This window comes from Stenotrophomonas maltophilia group sp. vghtpe118, from assembly GCF_052605195.1.
Map to the genome: position 1 here is coordinate 3,211,074 of NZ_CP199672.1, position 17,539 is coordinate 3,228,612.

The window sequence follows — 17,539 nt, forward strand, 5'->3', positions numbered from 1 at the left end:
CTACCCCCGATCCCACCTATGCCATCATCCGCCCAGGACCGCAGTACCCATCAAGGCTGAACAGGCATGGAGCAGGCAACACGCTACACCGTAACCCTTTATCTGGCCGCGCCCGGCACCCCGCTGAAAAGTGGGGGCACCTCGCCGCGCGGCCACATGTACCTGCAGGTCGCTGCGGGCGACGAGGCGCACAGCTACGGCTTCGCGCCGCCGCGCCAGGCGCCGGGCGAAACCCGCACCGGCGTGCAGTACGCGCAGGTGCGCCACGATGATGCCGACGAGCACCTGGATCCGTACTACAGCCGCACCCTGGAAATCACCGAGGAGCACTACGGCTGCCTGCGTGATTTCGCCGAGGAACCGGCCGAGTTCGAATTCGACGTTGATCGCCCGGCCACCATCAATCGCTGCAGCGATTTCGTCTGGGCGGCCCTGCACTACGCCGGCCTGCATCCGCTGCCGGCGCCGTTGGATGGCAGCAGCAACCTGGGCGAGTTCGCGGTGCTGTTCAACCTGCCGGAGATCCAGTGCATCGCCGCGCCGTTCCCGGGCAGCGACCTGAATGCCGAAACCCATCATGCGATGCCCGAGCGCGAGGCCGAGCATCATCGCCAGGGCGACCGCGCCAGCGATGAGCCGCCGCCGACGCCGATTGAAGTGGCCGGCACGCTGCTGGACCCTTCGCATCCGGACCATCGCCTGTTCTCGCAGCTGATCCAGAAAGTGGCCGAGCTGGATGCCGCGCATGGGCGCCCGTTCGATGCGGCCAGCCAGCGCATCAGCGCCAGCCTGCTGGTGCTGGCCAAGCAGAACAACCTCTCGCGCGTGGACCACGTGCTGCTCAGCCGGCCGACGAAGAGCAGCCATGCGGCGGAGAGCATCTTCATCGTGCAGGGCGACCGCAACGACCCGGGGCACCGCCGCGCCAGCATCGCCACCGAGGTGGCGGCCAAGACCGATGTGGCCGATTCGCTGCGGTTGAAGGAGCAATGACGCGGTCACTGCGGCGGGGGCTGGTGGTACTGGCGGTGCTGGGCGCGCTGGCGGCATGCCGTGCGTCACCAGCGCCTGAGGTTGCGCCGTCCCTGCTGACGCGCGCACAGGCCGAGGCCCGCACGGTTGTGCCGCTCACGCGGGCCGTGCAGTTGCAGAAGGCCGGACGGATTGCCGAGGTCACGTTTGATTTGCCGGCGCCCCAGAAGCCGGCCATTCCGATCCTGAACATCGGGTTGCGGCTGCAGGATACCGACGGGCGCTCGTTGCTGGACGTGTGGGAGAAGATCAGGCTGGGAAGGCCACCCACGCGATTGCGCCTGGAGCGGATCGATGGCGGCGCACCTGGTCCTGTACAGCTCTGGCAGAGCACTCCTGATGGGCGCGACTCACAGAGAATTCCAGAAGATGAGGTTGTGCGATATCTGGCTGATACAAGCTTGGATGACAACGCACTGATCGAGGCCGGTTTGCACTCGGATGAGATGCTGTATCAGGTGCTTCAGTTCGCGCAGGTCGGTTGGCTGGAGCCGGGCCGGTATCGGTTGACAGTCGACCTGATGGAGGACCGCCCGCAGCTGGAAGGGCTCCAAGCCGAACTTATTGTTGGATATCAATCGCTGGGGAAGTAAGACATGAGCAAGGAAGCAGAGCGCTATACGGTCACGATTCATCTCGCCGCACCGGGCACGCCGAGAGTCGATGTGGGCGACGCGGGCCAGAAGAGATTGTTGGATCCGTCATTTGCCGGGCACATGTTTCTTTCGCTGGCGCGATCAAATGACCCGGTACCCGTGAGCAGGGGATTCACGATGGGGAACGACCGTGTGAATCCCTCGCTGGGCAAAGTCGATGACACGGATCTGCGGGTCTACGACAAACCCCGCTTCGAGCGCACGATCGAGATCAGCAAGGAGCAGTACGACCGCATTCTCGAGTTCTCGGCAGACCCGAAGAAGCACGGCTTCGACATGGATTACGACTTCTTCTCCAACGCGTGCACCGATTTCGCTTGGGGTGCCCTGAACCACGCTGGGCTGCGCCCGGTCGGGCTGGCCGGGGAGATCACCAACTACGAGGGCGCTACCAGGGTCCTGGACAACATCCGCGCGGTCCACGCCATTCCGCAGCAGGTGAAGGGCAGCGAGCTGGACAAGGTGCAGTGGAACCCGATGCCGAAGCAGACCTTCCGCGAGTGGATGTTCACCGAGAACGGCGAGCAGTGGCGCGGCAACAGTACGCTCGCGGCAAGCGGCACGCCCGCAGATCCGGCGCACGACGATCATGCCCGCCTCAACCAGATCCACCAGCAGGTGGCCGACCTCGGCGCTTTCGGGGCGCGCAACGGCAATGTCAGCGCCAGCCTGCTCGCGCTGTCGAAGGAGCAGCAGTTCTCGCGCGTGGACGAGGTGGTGCTGGGCGAGCAGCGCGGTGATACCGCACCGAAGCTGTTCATCGTGCAGGGCGACCGCAGTGACCCGGCACACCAGCGCGCCAGCATGCCGGCGGAGGTGGCTGCGCAGGCACCGGTGGAGGCCTCGTTCGATCGGGTCGCGCAGCTGCAGCAGAATCAGCGGCAGGGAGACGCGCAGCGCCTGCAGGAGGAGCAGCAGCTTCAGCAGAGCCACGGCCCACGGATGGCATAGCGGCGGGCGCAGCATCGAGGTCGAGCGTCGGCCATGCCCGCGCCGGCGCACGCCACGCCCCCCACCTGCTACCATTCCCCCGCAACCCCAGCCAGCCCACCCCGCGCAGACAGATGCGGGGCGGGCCGTCGAAGTACGGCCCAGCGAGCCAGGACACCTTCCCGTGCCCATTCAAGGACGCTCGCATGTTCCGTACTCCCCTCTTCCGCTCGGCCGCCTTGGCCGTTGCCGTTTCGCTCAGCCTCGGCGTGCCCTCCGCGTTCGCCGACAACGCGCCCGCCGCCAGCGCCACCACCGCCGTGCAGCGCCAGGCCGTGGCCAAGGGCCTGTACGAGCTGGCCTACAGCCCGAAGCAGAACGCCGTGTTCGTGGCCTCCTCTGGCGGTTTCGGCGATGACGCCGGCCCGGCCCAGGTGCTGCGCCTGAACCCGGCCACGCTGGCCGTGGAAACCCGCATTCCGCTGGAGCGCAAGGCGTTCGGCGTGGTGCTGGATGACGCCCACGACCGCCTGTACGTGGGCAACACCGTGGACCTGTCGGTGACCGTGGTCGACACCGCGCAGAACAAGGCCGTGGGCACCATCCAGCTGATGGAGAAGAAAGCCGGCAAGGACGGCAAGGCCGCCTACACCCACGACCTGCGCGAGCTGGTGGTCGACAGCGCGGCCAACCGCCTGTACGTGACCGGCCACAGCAGCCAGCCGGATGTGAGCAGCGTGCTGTTCGTGATCGATACCACCACGCTGAAGGTGATCAACACCATTGATGGCCTGGGCAATGCCAAGGCACCGGGCCTGGCGCTGGATGCGGCCAACAAGCGCGTCTACACCAGCAACCTGCTGGCCGACCTGGTGGTGGTGGGCACCGATTCGAACAAGGTGGTGGCGCAGCACAGGATCGCCGCCGAGCAGCCGATGAACATCGCGCTGGACCCGGCGGGCAAGCGCCTGTTCGTGACCGACCAGGGCTCGGAATTCCTGCGTGGCTACCAGGCCAAGAGCAGCGGCCTGGTCAGCAAGCATCCGGGCCAGCGCGTACTGGTGCTCGACCGCAGCACCGGCAAGGAACTGGCCAGCATCCCGACCGATGCCGGCCCGCTGGGCATCCTGCTGGATGCACCGCGCAAGCGCCTGTACGTGACCAACCGCGAAGCGGGCACGGTGACGGCGTACAACAGTGACAGCTACCAGAAGGTGGCCACCTACACGGTGCCGACCCACCCGAACAGCCTGGCGCTGGATGCGAAGAACAACGTGCTGTTCGTGAGCATCAAGAACGGCGAGAAGGATGACAAGGGCGCTGACGAGAGCGTGGCGCGGATCCAGCTGTAACAGCGGTGCACAGGCTGTAAACGCAGGGGCAGGGCGCAACGCGCTGCCCCTATTTCATGCCGCAGCGTTTACCCCAGCCGCGGCGCGGGGTTCTGCATTTCCTGCGCCTGCGCCTCAACCTGCTGCTGCACACCCAACCCCAACTTCTGCATCGACTGCTCCACCGGCGTCTGCGCCGCCACCGCGGTCGGCATCATCGCGCGCAGGTGCGCTGGATTGGCCGGGTCGCCCTGCACCACGAAGATGTTGTGTCCGGCCGGGTGCTGGGCCGTGGCGTTGCTGACCAGCACGTGGTCGACCTGTTGCAGGCCCTGCTCGCGGGCGAGCACGGTCAGGCTGGCGGTCAGGCGCTCGCTGGTCTGGTCGAACGCACGGCCATGCTGGGCGTCCAGTGCGGCCACGCCCTGACGGATCTGCTGGTTGAGGCCGTAGTCGGGGTGGTTGGGGGTGATCTCTGCCATGGCGATCGAACGGTAGCGGTGGGTCGGGGTGAACTCTGCCAGTATAGATCCGGCCGGTGAAGGGCGCCGGAAAGGTCAGTCCGCCGGCCGATGGTCATAGCTGATCACCCGTTCGGCCAGCCAGTTCCCGTCCACGCGGCGCCAGACCTGGATGAAGCGGGCCTGGCCGGTCCAGCGTTCCACGCCGTCGTTGCCGCGCTCGTAAAAGCGGTGGTCGCCGATTTCGAGCGCGCGCTCATCGTGCAGCGGAAACACCTGCAGCGAAGATTCCACCAGCTCGCGGCGCAGCTGCCAGCCACCCTCGCGCGCGCTGCTGCACCGGTTGGCCACGCTGTGGCGGAAGTCTTCGCGGCTGCTGGCCGACTTGCCGTCCTTGTCATGGAAGAACTCCATGTCGTCGGTCGTCATCGCCGCAGCCCTGTTGGCATCGCAGGCCTCGAAGGCCGCAGCGAAGAGCTGGGTATCGGCCTGGCGGATCTGCACGCGCAGGGTGGCGGCGGGCGCTGGCGTGGCAACGAGGCCGGCGGCCAGCAAGGGCAGGGTGAGCAGCAGCATGGTGAGGCTCCAGGGAGGGTTCACGCAGGCTCGCATGGCGTTTGGGCCACTGCAGCCGGCTTCCGACGAAACGGCCCTGCCACGGAATGAATGCCCATATTGGCGGCCCGGTTCCAGCCTTGAGGCCGTTGCCTGTGCAGGGGATGTCATGAGCGGCCGGGATTCCCTCACGGCCGCCACAGGTGACGGCCACTAGCCTGAAATCCTTCCCTTCCACAGGAGCGCCCATGCCTGCTTCCCGCATCCGCCTGCACGTTGAAGACACCGGTGGCGATGGCCGCCCGGTTATCCTGATCCACGGCTGGCCGCTGTCCGCCGATGCCTGGAAGACGCAGGTGGCGATCCTGCGCGACGCCCAGTATCGGGTGATCAGCTACGACCGGCGTGGCTTTGGCCGCTCTGACAAGCCGGCCGAAGGTTATGACTACGACACGCTGGCGGCGGACCTGGCGGGGTTGATCGAGGAACGTGACCTGCGCGACGCCACCCTGGTCGGTTTCTCGATGGGTGGCGGCGAGGTGGCGCGCTACGTGGCCAACCATGGCCAGGATCGCCTGCACAGTGTGGTATTCGCGGCCGCTGTGCCACCGTTCCTGCTGCGCAGCGACGACAATCCGGAAGGTCCACTGACGCAGGCCAAGGCCGATGAAATGCGCAGCGGGTTGGAGAAGGACCGCGAAGCGTTCTTCGACGGCTTCACCCGCGACTTCTTCAGCGCCAACTGCCAGTTGATGGTCACCGAGGAGACGCGCCAGGTGGCGATCGCGCTGTGCCATCAATCCGACCAGGCGGCGGCGCTGGGCTGCATGAAGGCGTTCGCCACGACCGATTTCCGGGATGACCTGAAGAAGATCACGGTGCCGACCTTGATCCTGCACGGCGACAGTGACGCCATCGTGCCGTTCGAGGGCTCCGGCCAGCGTACCCACAAGGCCATCAAGGGCAGCGAAGTGGTGATCCTGGAGGGGGCGCCGCACGGCTGCAATACCAGCCATGCCGACCGCTTCAATCTGGCGCTGCTGAACTTCCTGCGTTAAGTGACGGAATTCTCATTATTTATGTGATTAAGTGTTTGTATTCAATTCTGTTTTGCTGGAGTTAATGAAGTTGCGCGCAGCACGGTCGATACCGCGGGTGGTATTCCAGCGAGATCGAAATGGCAACGGAACTGGCTTTCAGTACAGAATTCAACGACACCATCAACGCCGAACGCGCGTACGAGCTGTACTGGGCCGACGTGATCACCGACAAGCGTGCGTTTCTGTGTCCCGAGCATGAGAACGGTTGCCCGGCGAAGTACACCTGCGCGAACATGGATACCGAACAGCTTCAGTTGAAGCAGGTTCCGCATTTCCGCAATCAGCATGACAGCGAGCCGCACATGGAGGGATGCCCCGGCATTGCGGAGCTGGATGCTCGTAGCAACGGAAGTGGGGAAAGCCGGACCAGCGAGGCTGGGCAACCGGCGCCGGACCGGTTCCTGCTGGCACGTCCTGCGGGTCATTTCGACGTTCGCCAGGGAACAACAGCCGGAATTGGCCCGGGTGCGGGTAGCCGCAGCGGTGGCGGTGAGACCGGTGGCACGCGCAGCCGCCGCACCCAGTTCTACTCGCTCGCCGCGCTGGTGTCGCGCTGGCTCAAGGCACGGCAGGACAACGTGGATGACACGATGATCGTCAGTGCCGGCACGCAGGAAGCGATGAGCTATCGGGAGCTGTTCGAGAACTTCTTCGAGAAGCGCCCACACCTTTCCGGGAACACACGGGTGTACTGGAGCAAGGCATGGATCCGCAAGACGGCCAATGGTTTCCAGATCACCTTCTGCGAGCCGGTCACGACCCTTGCTGGCGAGACGCTGACCGAACCGCTACGTGCCACGGCGATGATCTGGAACAGCGTACTGGCAGCGTCGGAAATGAAATCACTGCACGCCAGACGGCTTCAGCGCTTCGCGGCAAGTGAAGCGCCCTGCGTGGTGTTCCTCTACGGAGCCCCCGTGCTGCAGGAGAAGCAATCGCGCACCTACCTGAACTTCGACGTGAAAAATCTGGATCTGGTGGATGTGCAAGGTACCGACATCTTCGACAGGATCCGGCGGCTACAGGAATGAGTGGCATCAATCATGAAGGATGCCCTGCACCTGATTCGAGCATGGCCCGGATCGGGCGATGGAACGTTGCACGTGAACGGTGAGCCGTATTGGGAGATCGTGTGAGTGACGCTTCGATGTTGTTGGATGCAGGTCTTCCCGTCGCTGTTGCTTCTGTGATCAGTGGCGTAGTACTTGCGGCAAAAGTGGTGCAGGCGCTGCACGCATACATCCGACAGGGGCGAAAGGAATGCCTCGAGTTGTGGGACCGCTCGAAGGTTGATGACGCGTTCTGGCTGGAGTCGTACATCAACCATCGGTACAACGTGCGTTCTCCGCCAGCGGACCTGGTTCGGGCCTGCCTGAAGGCAGCGAATTCGACCGCCATGGTGAGGGACCTCGTCATGAACTGGCGCTTCTTCCAGGGGAGTTCCCTGCAAGCATTGCGCTGGCGTGTCGCTCGCAGAAATCGCCCTGTTCTCCTTGCGATCGAGCTCGCGATGCTTCCATTGGCCTACTTTGTCTTCGTCGTGCTTGGTCTGTTGGTGATCGGAAAGGGCGGTGAGAAGGGGATTGTGGCTGCATGTCCCTTGATCGCACTGGGCGCAATGAGCTTCTGGACGTTCCTGACGTTGATCGGTGCGCGAAGAGCGCTTGCTGATCTACGCCGGCGGGATGAGGCAGAGGAGCGGGCATCGATGTCGCATCCGCCAGCCGACACGTGCGAAGCGCTTGGATAGGATGGCTCGTTGCTGTCATGGATGAACCGATGAGCGCCGCCATTTCCCGAATCCGCCGCATCTGTGGGCAGGGGCCGATCCTGTTGATGCTGCAGTGGGTGGCGCTGCTGTCTGTGGTGCTGGCTGCCGGCTTCTTCCATTACCGTGTGGAGCTGTTGCTGGAGCCGGTGACGGTGGCCTGTGGCGGCCCGGACGCGCAGGCGCGATTGAAGGTTGCCGAACAGGTGATGGCGCGTGTGGGCGCACTGGATGACTGGCAACCCCTGGGCTGGATTCCATGGGTAGGCGTGGTGCTGGCGTTGCTGGGGGCCATGGCGGTGTGCGCGAGCCGTGCGCTGTGGCTGCGCGATCGGCTGCGCACGGCGAACGTGGCGCTTATGGTGCTGCACGGTGGTGCACTGGCTTTGGCCGGATGGGTCCTGCACCTGTACGAGAATGCGTGGAGCAATGTGGCGCGGCTGTCACCCACGGCGTGCCTGGTGGAGCTGGTGCCGGAGGGTGATGTACCGCTGGAGCAGGCGCAGCGCGTGGTGTTCCACATCCTGACGCGGGTGAACGCGCCACTGCTGCGCAATCCGGATGATCTGGCGCTGGTGTTGACGGTGCTGTTGTTGGCCGCGATGGCCGGCGGCGTTGCCCTGTGGCGCGCGATCGCGTGGGCCCGGGCGGGCTGAGCACGCTCGGCGGCGCGCGGCAATCGCGCTACAGTCGACGCCTCGCCACTCCAGGGAAGACCCGATGCGCTTGTTGCTGCGTGCGTTGCCGTTGTTGCTGTGTTCGCTGGCGGTACACGCCGCCGAGGTGGACCGTCGTATCGCGGTGACCATCGATGATCTGCCATGGGCACGGCTGGACCAGATCGTGCCGCCGGATCTGCAGGCCCGGCACGAAGCGTTGATGGCCCAGCTGCGCGAGGCCGGCGTGCCGGTGGTGGGCTTCGTCAATGAGAACAAGCTTGAGGTGAATGGACAGGTGCAGCCGGCGCGGGTGCAGATGCTGCGCGACTGGCGCGATGCGGGCTATGTGCTGGGCAACCACACGTACTCGCACATGGATCTGAATGCGAAGGGCGTGGCGGCGTTCCAACAGGATTTCCTGCGCGGCGAGACGGCGCTGCGGCCGCTGCTGGCCGAGAAGGGGCAGGCGCCACAGTGGATGCGCCACCCCTACCTGCGCGCCGGGCGCACTACGGATGAGCGCATGCAGATGGAGGCGTTCTTCAAGCAGCATGGCTATCGCGTGGCACCGGTGACGGTGGACAACGGGGAATGGGTGTGGGCGTTCGCCTATGCCAACGTGATGAACGAGCAGGCGGATTCGCCTGCACGCGAAGCGACGCTGGCGCAGCTGCGCAAGGGCTACGTGCCGTACATGCTGAACAAGCTGGATTACTACGAGAAGCAGTCGCAGGCGCTGCTGGGGTACGCGCTGCCGCAGGTGTGGCTGATGCACGCCAATGAGCTCAACGCGGCGACCTTTGCCGAACTGGTAGCGGCCACGAAGCGCCGCGGCTATCGCTTCATTTCACTGGACGAAGCGATGCGTGACCCGGCGTATGCGCGGGGTGCCGAAGGCTACAACGGCCGCTATGGCCCGAGCTGGCTGCATCGCTGGGCGATGGCGGAGAACAAGCCGAAGGACTTCTACGCCGGCGAACCGGAGGTGCCGGCGTGGGTGATGAAGCTGGCCAAGGTCGACTCGGAGTGAGGCTCAGCGCTTGACGGCCAGCACGCCGTCCAACGCCAGTTCGGCCTTGAAACCGGCCTTTTCCAGGCGTTTGGCCACTTCACGCGGCACGTCGCGGCCGCTGGTCAGCTTGTTCGGCGCGCCCGTGTAATGGAACAGGCGACCGCCCTTGCGGATGACGCGGGCGAGGTGGTCGTAGAACACCTGCGAGTACAGCTCGCCGGCGATGCCGAAGCGCGGCGGGTCGTGCAGGATCGCATCGACGCTGCTGCTGGCCACCTGTTCGATCTGCTGCGAGACGTCACCGTGGCTGAACTGCAGGCGGCCACCGGCGGCAGCAGAGTCTGGATCCGGCGACCACGGGTTGAGCGTGCGCAGCCACATCACATCGGCGTTCTTCTCGAACGAACGGATCTGGCCGACACCGGCTTCCAGCGCGCAGGCGGCGAAGTAACCGAGGCCACCGCAGGTATCGAGGATGACCTTGCCGGCCGGGGCGACCAGCTCCACCTTGCGGCGCGCATCCTCGAACGGCGACAGCTTCGAGGTGGGCAGCATCTTGATGCCGTCGATCTCGAACGTCGGTGCGCCCCATTCGGTGGGCACCAGCTTGATCAGCGAGCCGCTGTAGCGCGAGATCGGCGCGAAGTCCTCGCCATCCCAGTAGTACAGCGTGCGGTCCTTCAGCTTGCCCGGCCACGGGTAGGGCTGGCCCCGGAAGTGGAAGCTGTCCGCATCCAGCGCCACGCTGTCCTGGCTGCGGCCGAGGTCGAGCGAGCCCTGCCAGTCGGCGGCGCCCTTGTCATGGGCACGGCGCAGGGTGTCGGCGCTGTCGCGGGTCAGCAGGGGGCCGGTGTAATGGGGCACGGCGGGTACCGGGGCGGTTCGGGGGAGGGCATGGTACCGCAGCTGTTGTAGAGCCAAGCCGATGTCAAAGTAGATCCACGCCATGCGTGGATGCAGGTGGCGAGGCGTCGAGCGTGCGCCCGACGCTACCGCTGGTACAGCTATAGCCGTGCGCGGTCCCTTCCCCCGCGATCATGCCGACGCCACGCGACGGCTGCATGCCCTGCCGCGCGCACGATCGGCGATGGACCTCCTGGGTTTGCGGTGGCTGCCGATCGAAGTCGTAGCGCATGCGGCCGTCCTCCTGCAGCAGCCAATGCACGGTAACGCGCTCATGGCGACCATCACCGAGATCCCAGTCCAGGGTGCGCATGATCAGGGTCTGGCCATCGGGCAGCTGCCGGACTTCGTCATAGGCCCCCTGAGACTGTATTGCACCGGCCATCAGCAGGAGGGGCAGCATGTTCCAATATCCAAGACTGAATGTCATTTCGTCAGTCCTTTGCCAGTGAGTAGATGGCGTTGATGCATGGACGAGAGATGCCCTGCCTTTGGGCATGGGCCTCTCCCTCTAGGAGCTATTGAGCGAAGTCCCTCTATTGGTGGCACATTGCTTGGGGATGCAGGTCTCCATCATGGTGTTTGCAAACTTGGACTGCGAAAAATAGCAATTGACGCCAAACTGGGTTCTGCCTCTGAACGGCCCAGCGTAGTGGTCGATTTCCTGTGCAATACAGCGTCCATTGTCCACGCTGAGGGTTGAACGTCTCATGCCGCCAATAGAGCTCTCCCAACTCCCGCTCCCAATGGGAAAGATATTCTGACCAACGGGTACCCGACCACTTGGTGCAGTCGCCGTTGCCCAATCAATACTTTTCACAGGGTCGGCAGGGGGCGCGGGATCATCGCTGTAGCAAGACCAGCCGGTGGAGGGACCCGACAACGTCATGGTCCCGCTTGAGGGTGTCATTTCCACCGACTCGCAATAGGCTTGGTGATAGAGCTGCGTGGCTCTACTCTGGTCTTCATAGCGATAGCTGAGTCTCCCAAAATCATCTTGTTTCAGGCGCTGTGTCACGTCCACGATGCCGCCATTGAAGTCTGGCCAGCTGCTTGTCCTATCTACGCTGACACTTCCGTCTGGATTCGCGACTACGACATCTATGCTTAGGCGCTCGCTAGCGCCAATGGCGGTCGCGGGCAGAAAGGCCGCTATCAAAAAGGCGAATTGCTTCAACTTCATGTCTCAGCTCCTCTTTTGGGATGGAGAGCTGATGCTGAACTGAGTTCTGGTCGCCCGACGAGATACCTACCCAGTTATCGTTGTTTTGAAACTCTTCTTATTTTTCAGACTGTTAACCACGAAAGAAGCTGTCGCAAACGTCTGCTCAAATGCACTTCACCGCATACACCGGCCCTGCGCCGATCAGCATCAACGCCATGTAGTCACTATCGCTGGCCTTGCCCTTCAACGTCGCGTCCTTGTTGAAGTGGAAGATGCCGAAGCCACCGGCCATGCGGATCAACGCGCTGTCGATCTGCTCGGCGTCATCGCGGAAGTAGCGGCTGATCTCGCTGCGGGTGGCCTTGTGCAGCGCATTGGGCTCGCGCTGCCACTGGTCGCCGCGGCTGAAGGAGACGAAGTACTGGCCGCCTTCCTTGTCGATGCGGAAGTCGGCCGGCTTGCGCGCGCCGGTGGCGAAGCAGCCCTGCAACGGGTCGGCGCTGAAAGGAAGCCCGGCGTCACTACTGCAGGCGGTGAGCAGGAGGAGGGCACCGGGCAGCAGCAGGCGGAGCGTGCGCATGGGATGTCCCTACAGGGCAGGTGCGGCTAGTGTAGGCGGCATGCGGGCGTGGCCCGTACAGAAATTCGGCAAGGACACAGGGGTTTTCGGATGGCGCAGGGCAAGGCACCGTGGTGCGGCGTGGCCAGTTGGCTGGGTATTGCAGTGGGGTGGGGGGCAGGCACCGTGGCGGCACAGGCAGCGGTCGCTGCGGGCGGCAATGGCATGGCCGCAGGGCTGGGCGTGGGCGTGCTGGGTGCGGCGCTGGTGGGCGGCGGCCTGGCCGTAGCCTCGCGCGTGCGCGGTGAGCGCTGGCCGTGGATCGGCATCGGCGGTGCAGTGCTGAGTGCGCTGCCGCTGCTGATGTACCTGCTGCGGATGATGTTGAAGCTCTGACTGTAGAGCCGAGCCCGTGCTCGGCTGATGGCCTGCGACAGCCGAGCATGGCTCGGCTCTACAGATTCGACCGCAGTCGCGCAGGATCAGCTGCGGTGGATCTCCACCGTTACGTGCACCAGCTCTTCATGGATGGCCAGCGCGTTGCGCACGGTATCGGCATCCAGCGTGGCGTCACTGGTGACCACGCTGGCGCTGACCGCGTACTTGCCGCGACCCACCTGCCAGACGTGCAGGTCGGCCAGGCGCGCCGGCCACGGGCCCTGTTCGATCACTTCGCGTACTTCGGCCACCACCGGCGCGTCCATCTGCGCGTCGAGCAGGATGCGGCCGCTGTCGCGCAGCAGGCCGATCGCCCACACCGTGACCAGCACGGCGCCGACCAGGCCCATCACCGGGTCCAGCCAGGTCAGGCCCAGCAGCTTGCCGCCGAGCAGGGCGATGATGGCCAGCACCGAGGTGGCGGCGTCGGCCAGCACGTGGACGTAGGCCGAGCGCAGGTTGAGGTCGTGACCGTGCGCATGGGTGTGATCGTGGTTGTGGCCGTGGTGATGGCCATGGTCATGCCCGTGGTGGTGATGCGCGTGGCCCGGGCTGTCGTGCAGCCACCAGGCGCACAGCAGGTTCACGCCCAGCCCGACCGCAGCGATGGCGATGGCTTCGTTGTAGTGGATCGGTGCCGGTACCCACAGCCGCTCCAGCGATTGCACCGCCATCAGCGCGGCGACGCCAAGCAGGGCGATGGCACTGGTATAGCCGGCCAGGATCTCGATCTTCCAGGTGCCGAAGGCGAAGCGCGGGTCGTGCGCGTAGCGGCGCGCGCAGCGGTAGGCGAACACTGCCAGGCCCAGCGCGAGTGCGTGCGAACTCATGTGCCAGCCGTCGGCGAGCACGGCCATGGAGTTGAACCACCAGCCGCCGACAATTTCCACCAGCATCATGCTGACGGTGAGCCACAGGGCGCGGCGGGTATTGCGTTCGGCCAGCGGGTTGCCGTCGTCGAAGCGGTGTTCGTGGCGACGGGCGGCGGCGAGGGCATCCAGGTGCATGGAAAGACCAGAGGGTGGAAGGATACCCCCATAGGGTATACGATGCGCCCATGGCCCATGTACACAGGAATCGAAAGCAGCTGCTGACCCGGGTACGCCGCATCGGCGGCCAGGTGGCGGCGTTGGAGCAGGCGCTGGACAGGCCGGAGGGTGAGGCCGGCGACTGTGCGGACGTGCTGGTGCAGGTTGCCGCCGTGCGCGGTGCCGCCCACAGCCTGCTGATGGAGCTGCTGCACGAGCATCTGCAGGAACATGTGGTCGGCGCCGAAGACCCGCAGCAGCGGGCGGCCGAGGCCGAGGTGCTGGTCGAACTGCTGCGCCGCTACGGCAAATAGCAAGGGTAGTGCCGGCCGCTGGCCGGCACCTGCGGGCTGCGCGCGGTGTTCCTGGGGATGCCGGCCAGCGGCCGGCACTACCCGTGCCGGTGCCGCGCGTTCCAGATATGCGTGGCGGCCAGCAGCAGGCTGCCGGTGACGGTCATCGGTGTTTCCCAGTCGTGCGAGGGCAACGCCAGCGCGCCGGCCAGCAGCAGGCCAAGCCCGGAGCCGGCGGTGGCCCAGGCCAGCACCGGCAACGGATGGCGGCGCTCCGCCCGCCATAGTGCATACCCGGTCAGCGGCAGGGCGATGGCCACGAACAGCAGGTGGACCCATTCCGCTTCGGCCCAGCTGCCGAACAGCGGCAGTGCGGCGGCAAGCAGGGGCAGCGCCAGGCAGTGCAGCAGGCACAGGCTGGACAGCGCGACCGCGCCGGCATCGAGCAGGGCGGCAGACGGCGACTTCATCGGGGACGTTCCTTGCGAAGAGAATGTTATACAGTAACATTTCCGTTCCGCAGCCAATCTGCTCCGACATGAACACTGTTTCCCGCGCCGACCGTCGCCTTCCGGTCACCGTGCTGTCCGGCTTCCTCGGGGCCGGCAAGACCACCCTGCTCAACCAGATCCTGCGCAACCGCGCGGGCCTGCGAGTGGCCGTCATCGTCAACGACATGAGCGAGGTCAACATCGATGCGCAGCTGGTGCGCGAGGGCGGCGCCGAACTGCGCCGAACCGAAGAGACGCTGGTGGAATTCAGCAATGGCTGCATCTGCTGCACGCTGCGCGATGACCTGCTGCAGGAAGTGCGGCGCCTGGCCGACGCCGGCCGCTATGACTACCTGTTGATCGAGTCGACCGGCATCGGTGAACCGATGCCGGTGGCGGCCACGTTCGCGGTACGCGACGAGCAGGGCTTCAGCCTGAGTGACATCGCGCGCCTGGACACGATGGTGACGGTGGTGGATGGCAGCGCATTCCTTGCCGACTTCGGCTCGACGCTGCGCCTGGCCGAGCGCGGGCAACAGGCCGGGCCGGATGATGATCGCGGCGTGGTCGACCTGCTGTGCGAGCAGGTCGAGTTCGCCGACGTGATCGTGGTCAGCAAGGTCGACCAGGTGGATGACGACGTGCTGCAGGACACGCTGGCCGTGCTGCGCGGCCTGAACCGCGACGCGAAGCTGCTGCTGTCCCGCTTCGGTGCCGTGCCACTGGCCGAGCTGCTGGACACCGGCCGCTTCGACTACGAGCGTGCGCAACGTGCGCCGGGTTGGGTGAAGGAACTGCGTGGCGAACACACGCCCGAAACCGAGGAGTACGGCATCGCCAGTTTCGTCTACCGCTCGCGGCGACCGTTCCATCCCGCGCGCTTCGCCCGCGCGCTGCAGTCGGGGATGCCCGGCGTGATCCGCAGCAAGGGCTGGTTCTGGCTGGCCAATCGCATGGACTGGGTGGGTGAGCTGAACACCGTGGGTGCCGCGACGCGGACGCAGGCGGCGGGGTTCTGGTACGCCGCGCGTGATCGCGTGCGGGCTGGGCTGGAGGACACCGCGCCATTGCTGCCGCCCACGCCGCTGCCGTACAGCGACCTGGGCTGGGCGCGGCAGCAGGCCGACTGCTGGAGCGCACCGTTGCCGGGTCTGGAAGACTTCCCGGATGCGGCCGCGCATTCGGCGATGCAGCGCGTGTGGCACCCGCTGTGGGGCGACCGCCGCCAGGAGCTGGTGGTGATTGGCGTGCACATGGATGAGCGCGCGGTGCGTGCGGAGCTGGACGCGTGCCTGCTCAACGACCAGGAACTGCGTGCGGGGCCGCTGCTGTGGCAACAGTTGCCGCAGGCATTCCCGGTGTGGAAGCGGTGACGGTGCACTGAGGATCTACGGATTGCCGGCCAGCGGCCGGCACTACCCCTGGTCGGTAGGCCATGCATGCCTCCACGCATGGCCTATCCTGTAGAGCCGAGCCGACGCTCGGCTGCTGCAGTAGGTCCACGCATGGCGTGGATCTACAAGGCGTCACGCCACTGCCACCCCCCGGTGCCCACCTGCAGCACGTGGGTCGGCCGCAACGCCTGCAGCAGGTGCCGGTCGTGGCTGACCATCAGCAGCGCGCCCGGCCATGCCGCCAGCAGTTCTTCCAGTGCCTGCAACGCGCTCAGATCCAGCGCGTTGCCCGGCTCGTCCAGCAGCAACAGCTGCGGTGCGGGATCGGCATACAGCACGCTGGCCAGCGCGCCTTTCACCCGTTCACCATCGCTGAGGCTGTGGGCTGCACGCTGGATGCGCTGTGCGTCCAGCCCGAGCAGGGCCAGCCGTGTGCGCAGTTCACCCGCATCCGCCACCGGGTTGGCGGCCTGCACGGTGTCGAGAATGCTGCGTTCGCCGGACAATCCCAGCAGCTGCTGGTCGAGCAGCGCCAGTGGTGCATGACGCTGCACGATGCCGCTGCGTGCAGGCAGCTGGCCGGCCAGCACGCGCAGGAGCGTGGACTTGCCACTGCCGTTGTCACCGACCACGGCGATGCGCTGGCCGCGGCGGATCTCCAATTGCAACGGTGCACTGCAACCCTGCGGCAGCACCAGCGACTCCGCCTGCAGCAGACGTGCGTTGCCGCGTTCACCGTCACCGGCGAACAGCGCCAGCTCCGGTGTGGCGTGAACTGCCGAAGCCGCTGCGCGCACCTGGTCGGCGCTGGCCTGAAGACGATCGGCCTGTGCCTGTTGCGCGCGCCCGTGGCTGGCCTCTGCACGCTGTTTCTGCCGGCCAAGCAGGATCGGTGCCTGGTTGGCCTGCTTCGCATCGCGATTGCCACGTGCCTGGCGCTGCTGCTGGCGTTCGTGCTGCTCGCGCGCGCTGCGCTGTTGCTGCCGGTGCTGGGCGCGGGCGTGGTCGAGCTGTGCGGCGGCCGCTTCGCGTTCGGCGGCCCGCGCGTCGGCATAGTGCTGCCATGGCCCGCCATAGCGATGCAGCCCGCGCGCGTCGAGCTCGACGATCTGCTGCATCTGCGCCAGCAGCTCGCGATCATGGCTGATCACCAGCAGGCCGCCGCGCCACTGCTGCAACCGTTCGTACAACTGTTGGCGATGGCGGCCATCGAGGTGGTTGCTGGGTTCGTCCAGGATCAGCCAATCGGCGCCGCTGGCCCAGGCGCCGGACAGCGCCACCTGCATGGCCTGGCCGCCACTGAGCCGCGCGGCGGGTTGGGCGGGATCGAGATCGTCGGGCAGGCGGAGCGCCTGCCATTGCTGCTGCAGGCGCTCGCGCAGATCCCAATGGTCGCCGACGCAGGCGAAGTCGGCCTCATCCACGCTGCCGGCTTCGATGCGTTGCAGCGCGGCCAGTGCCGCGCCGACGCCGGCCAGTTCACCGACCGTGCCGGCGGGTGGATAGCCGGGCGTCGGCAACAGGAATACGCGGCCGCTGCTGCGCACCTGCCCGTTCTCTGGCCGCACCCGACCGGCCAGCAGGCGTGCGAGCACGCTCTTGCCGGTGCCATTGGCACCGACCAGGCCGGTGGCGACCGGATCGAAGGAAAACGAAAGATCGGAAAACAGCGGGCGGCCGTCGGCCAGCCGATACGACACGCGATCGAGCGTGAGGGAATGTGTGGTCATGCGACCTCCATGGATGCCGGGTTCTCCCCTGCGC

General features: G+C 65.8%; 21 protein-coding genes. 12 read left to right on the forward strand and 9 right to left on the reverse strand.

The window, feature by feature from the left end; all coding sequences use genetic code 11:
- The first annotated feature begins 66 nt into the window (after positions 1–66).
- From ACUDTM_RS14635 to ACUDTM_RS14650, 4 genes are all read left to right on the forward strand, one after another.
- Positions 67–993 carry an XVIPCD domain-containing protein gene (locus ACUDTM_RS14635; RefSeq protein ID WP_353080506.1) on the forward strand — a complete coding sequence of 309 codons (927 nt, stop codon included), beginning with the start codon at positions 67–69 and terminating at the stop codon, positions 991–993.
- Entirely contained in the window at positions 990–1,625 is a 636-nt protein-coding gene (locus ACUDTM_RS14640; protein ID WP_334271509.1) for a hypothetical protein, read from the forward strand. The genes ACUDTM_RS14635 and ACUDTM_RS14640 overlap by 4 nt, the downstream gene beginning before the upstream one ends.
- Before the next feature lie 3 nt (positions 1,626–1,628).
- Positions 1,629–2,639 carry an XVIPCD domain-containing protein gene (locus ACUDTM_RS14645; protein WP_445391381.1) on the forward strand — a complete coding sequence of 337 codons (1,011 nt, stop codon included), beginning with the start codon at positions 1,629–1,631 and terminating at the stop codon, positions 2,637–2,639.
- 185 nt (positions 2,640–2,824) lie between these two features.
- Positions 2,825–3,970, forward strand: coding sequence for a YncE family protein (locus ACUDTM_RS14650; RefSeq protein ID WP_188241579.1), 1,146 nt, complete (start codon positions 2,825–2,827; stop codon positions 3,968–3,970).
- Between the two features lie 68 nt (positions 3,971–4,038).
- Here ACUDTM_RS14650 and ACUDTM_RS14655 read toward each other — a convergent pair whose 3' ends face one another.
- Complete coding sequence (locus ACUDTM_RS14655) at positions 4,039–4,431, reverse strand: XVIPCD domain-containing protein (protein WP_072167701.1); 393 nt, start codon at positions 4,429–4,431, stop codon at positions 4,039–4,041.
- Between the two features lie 75 nt (positions 4,432–4,506).
- Positions 4,507–4,986 carry a nuclear transport factor 2 family protein gene (locus ACUDTM_RS14660; RefSeq protein ID WP_151355154.1) on the reverse strand — a complete coding sequence of 160 codons (480 nt, stop codon included), beginning with the start codon at positions 4,984–4,986 and terminating at the stop codon, positions 4,507–4,509.
- A gap of 227 nt (positions 4,987–5,213) precedes the next feature.
- Here ACUDTM_RS14660 and ACUDTM_RS14665 point away from each other — a divergent pair, with 227 nt between their 5' ends.
- The 5 genes from ACUDTM_RS14665 (at position 5,214) to ACUDTM_RS14685 (ending at position 9,522) form a co-directional block, all read left to right on the forward strand.
- Complete coding sequence (locus tag ACUDTM_RS14665; protein WP_445391382.1) at positions 5,214–6,023, forward strand: alpha/beta fold hydrolase; 810 nt, start codon at positions 5,214–5,216, stop codon at positions 6,021–6,023.
- A gap of 119 nt (positions 6,024–6,142) precedes the next feature.
- Positions 6,143–7,096, forward strand: a complete 954-nt coding sequence (locus tag ACUDTM_RS14670; protein ID WP_111201461.1) for a hypothetical protein — start codon at positions 6,143–6,145, stop codon at positions 7,094–7,096.
- Between the two features lie 101 nt (positions 7,097–7,197).
- On the forward strand, positions 7,198–7,815 hold the full coding sequence (locus ACUDTM_RS14675; protein WP_146257828.1) for a hypothetical protein: 618 nt from the start codon (positions 7,198–7,200) through the stop codon (positions 7,813–7,815).
- Between the two features lie 29 nt (positions 7,816–7,844).
- Positions 7,845–8,489, forward strand: a complete 645-nt coding sequence (locus tag ACUDTM_RS14680; protein WP_353080503.1) for a hypothetical protein — start codon at positions 7,845–7,847, stop codon at positions 8,487–8,489.
- A gap of 64 nt (positions 8,490–8,553) precedes the next feature.
- A complete protein-coding gene (locus ACUDTM_RS14685; protein WP_353080502.1) occupies positions 8,554–9,522 on the forward strand; it encodes a polysaccharide deacetylase family protein in 969 nt (322 codons plus the stop codon).
- Between the two features lie 3 nt (positions 9,523–9,525).
- Here the strand turns inward: ACUDTM_RS14685 and ACUDTM_RS14690 are convergent, their stop codons facing one another.
- The 4 genes from ACUDTM_RS14690 to ACUDTM_RS14705 form a co-directional block, all read right to left on the reverse strand.
- Positions 9,526–10,452 carry a class I SAM-dependent methyltransferase gene (locus ACUDTM_RS14690; RefSeq protein ID WP_425520584.1) on the reverse strand — a complete coding sequence of 309 codons (927 nt, stop codon included), beginning with the start codon at positions 10,450–10,452 and terminating at the stop codon, positions 9,526–9,528.
- A complete protein-coding gene (locus ACUDTM_RS14695; RefSeq protein ID WP_334271505.1) occupies positions 10,433–10,810 on the reverse strand; it encodes a hypothetical protein in 378 nt (125 codons plus the stop codon). The genes ACUDTM_RS14690 and ACUDTM_RS14695 overlap by 20 nt, the downstream gene beginning before the upstream one ends.
- A 108-nt stretch (positions 10,811–10,918) precedes the next feature.
- The gene (locus tag ACUDTM_RS14700; RefSeq protein WP_353080501.1) at positions 10,919–11,590 is read right to left on the reverse strand and encodes a hypothetical protein; all 672 of its coding nucleotides are present in this window, start codon (positions 11,588–11,590) and stop codon (positions 10,919–10,921) included.
- Positions 11,591–11,735: 145 nt separating this feature from the next.
- Entirely contained in the window at positions 11,736–12,152 is a 417-nt protein-coding gene (locus tag ACUDTM_RS14705; protein WP_072167708.1) for a hypothetical protein, read from the reverse strand.
- Positions 12,153–12,242: 90 nt separating this feature from the next.
- Between ACUDTM_RS14705 and ACUDTM_RS14710 the strand changes: the two genes are divergently transcribed.
- On the forward strand, positions 12,243–12,527 hold the full coding sequence (locus ACUDTM_RS14710) for a hypothetical protein (RefSeq protein ID WP_005415073.1): 285 nt from the start codon (positions 12,243–12,245) through the stop codon (positions 12,525–12,527).
- 86 nt (positions 12,528–12,613) lie between these two features.
- Here the strand turns inward: ACUDTM_RS14710 and dmeF are convergent, their stop codons facing one another.
- Positions 12,614–13,576 carry a CDF family Co(II)/Ni(II) efflux transporter DmeF gene (gene dmeF, locus ACUDTM_RS14715; protein WP_111201455.1) on the reverse strand — a complete coding sequence of 321 codons (963 nt, stop codon included), beginning with the start codon at positions 13,574–13,576 and terminating at the stop codon, positions 12,614–12,616.
- 50 nt (positions 13,577–13,626) lie between these two features.
- On the opposite strand from dmeF, the gene ACUDTM_RS14720 reads away from it, so the two are divergent.
- Positions 13,627–13,911, forward strand: coding sequence for a metal-sensing transcriptional repressor (locus tag ACUDTM_RS14720; RefSeq protein ID WP_049417302.1), 285 nt, complete (start codon positions 13,627–13,629; stop codon positions 13,909–13,911).
- 77 nt (positions 13,912–13,988) lie between these two features.
- On the opposite strand, the gene ACUDTM_RS14725 is transcribed toward ACUDTM_RS14720, so the two are convergent.
- Positions 13,989–14,360, reverse strand: a complete 372-nt coding sequence (locus ACUDTM_RS14725) for a MerC domain-containing protein (RefSeq protein WP_188241585.1) — start codon at positions 14,358–14,360, stop codon at positions 13,989–13,991.
- Positions 14,361–14,428: 68 nt separating this feature from the next.
- Between ACUDTM_RS14725 and ACUDTM_RS14730 the strand changes: the two genes are divergently transcribed.
- Complete coding sequence (locus ACUDTM_RS14730) at positions 14,429–15,754, forward strand: GTP-binding protein (RefSeq protein ID WP_439426560.1); 1,326 nt, start codon at positions 14,429–14,431, stop codon at positions 15,752–15,754.
- A gap of 143 nt (positions 15,755–15,897) precedes the next feature.
- Here the strand turns inward: ACUDTM_RS14730 and ACUDTM_RS14735 are convergent, their stop codons facing one another.
- On the reverse strand, positions 15,898–17,505 hold the full coding sequence (locus ACUDTM_RS14735) for an ATP-binding cassette domain-containing protein (RefSeq protein WP_445391383.1): 1,608 nt from the start codon (positions 17,503–17,505) through the stop codon (positions 15,898–15,900).
- Between the last annotated feature and the right edge of the window lie 34 nt (positions 17,506–17,539).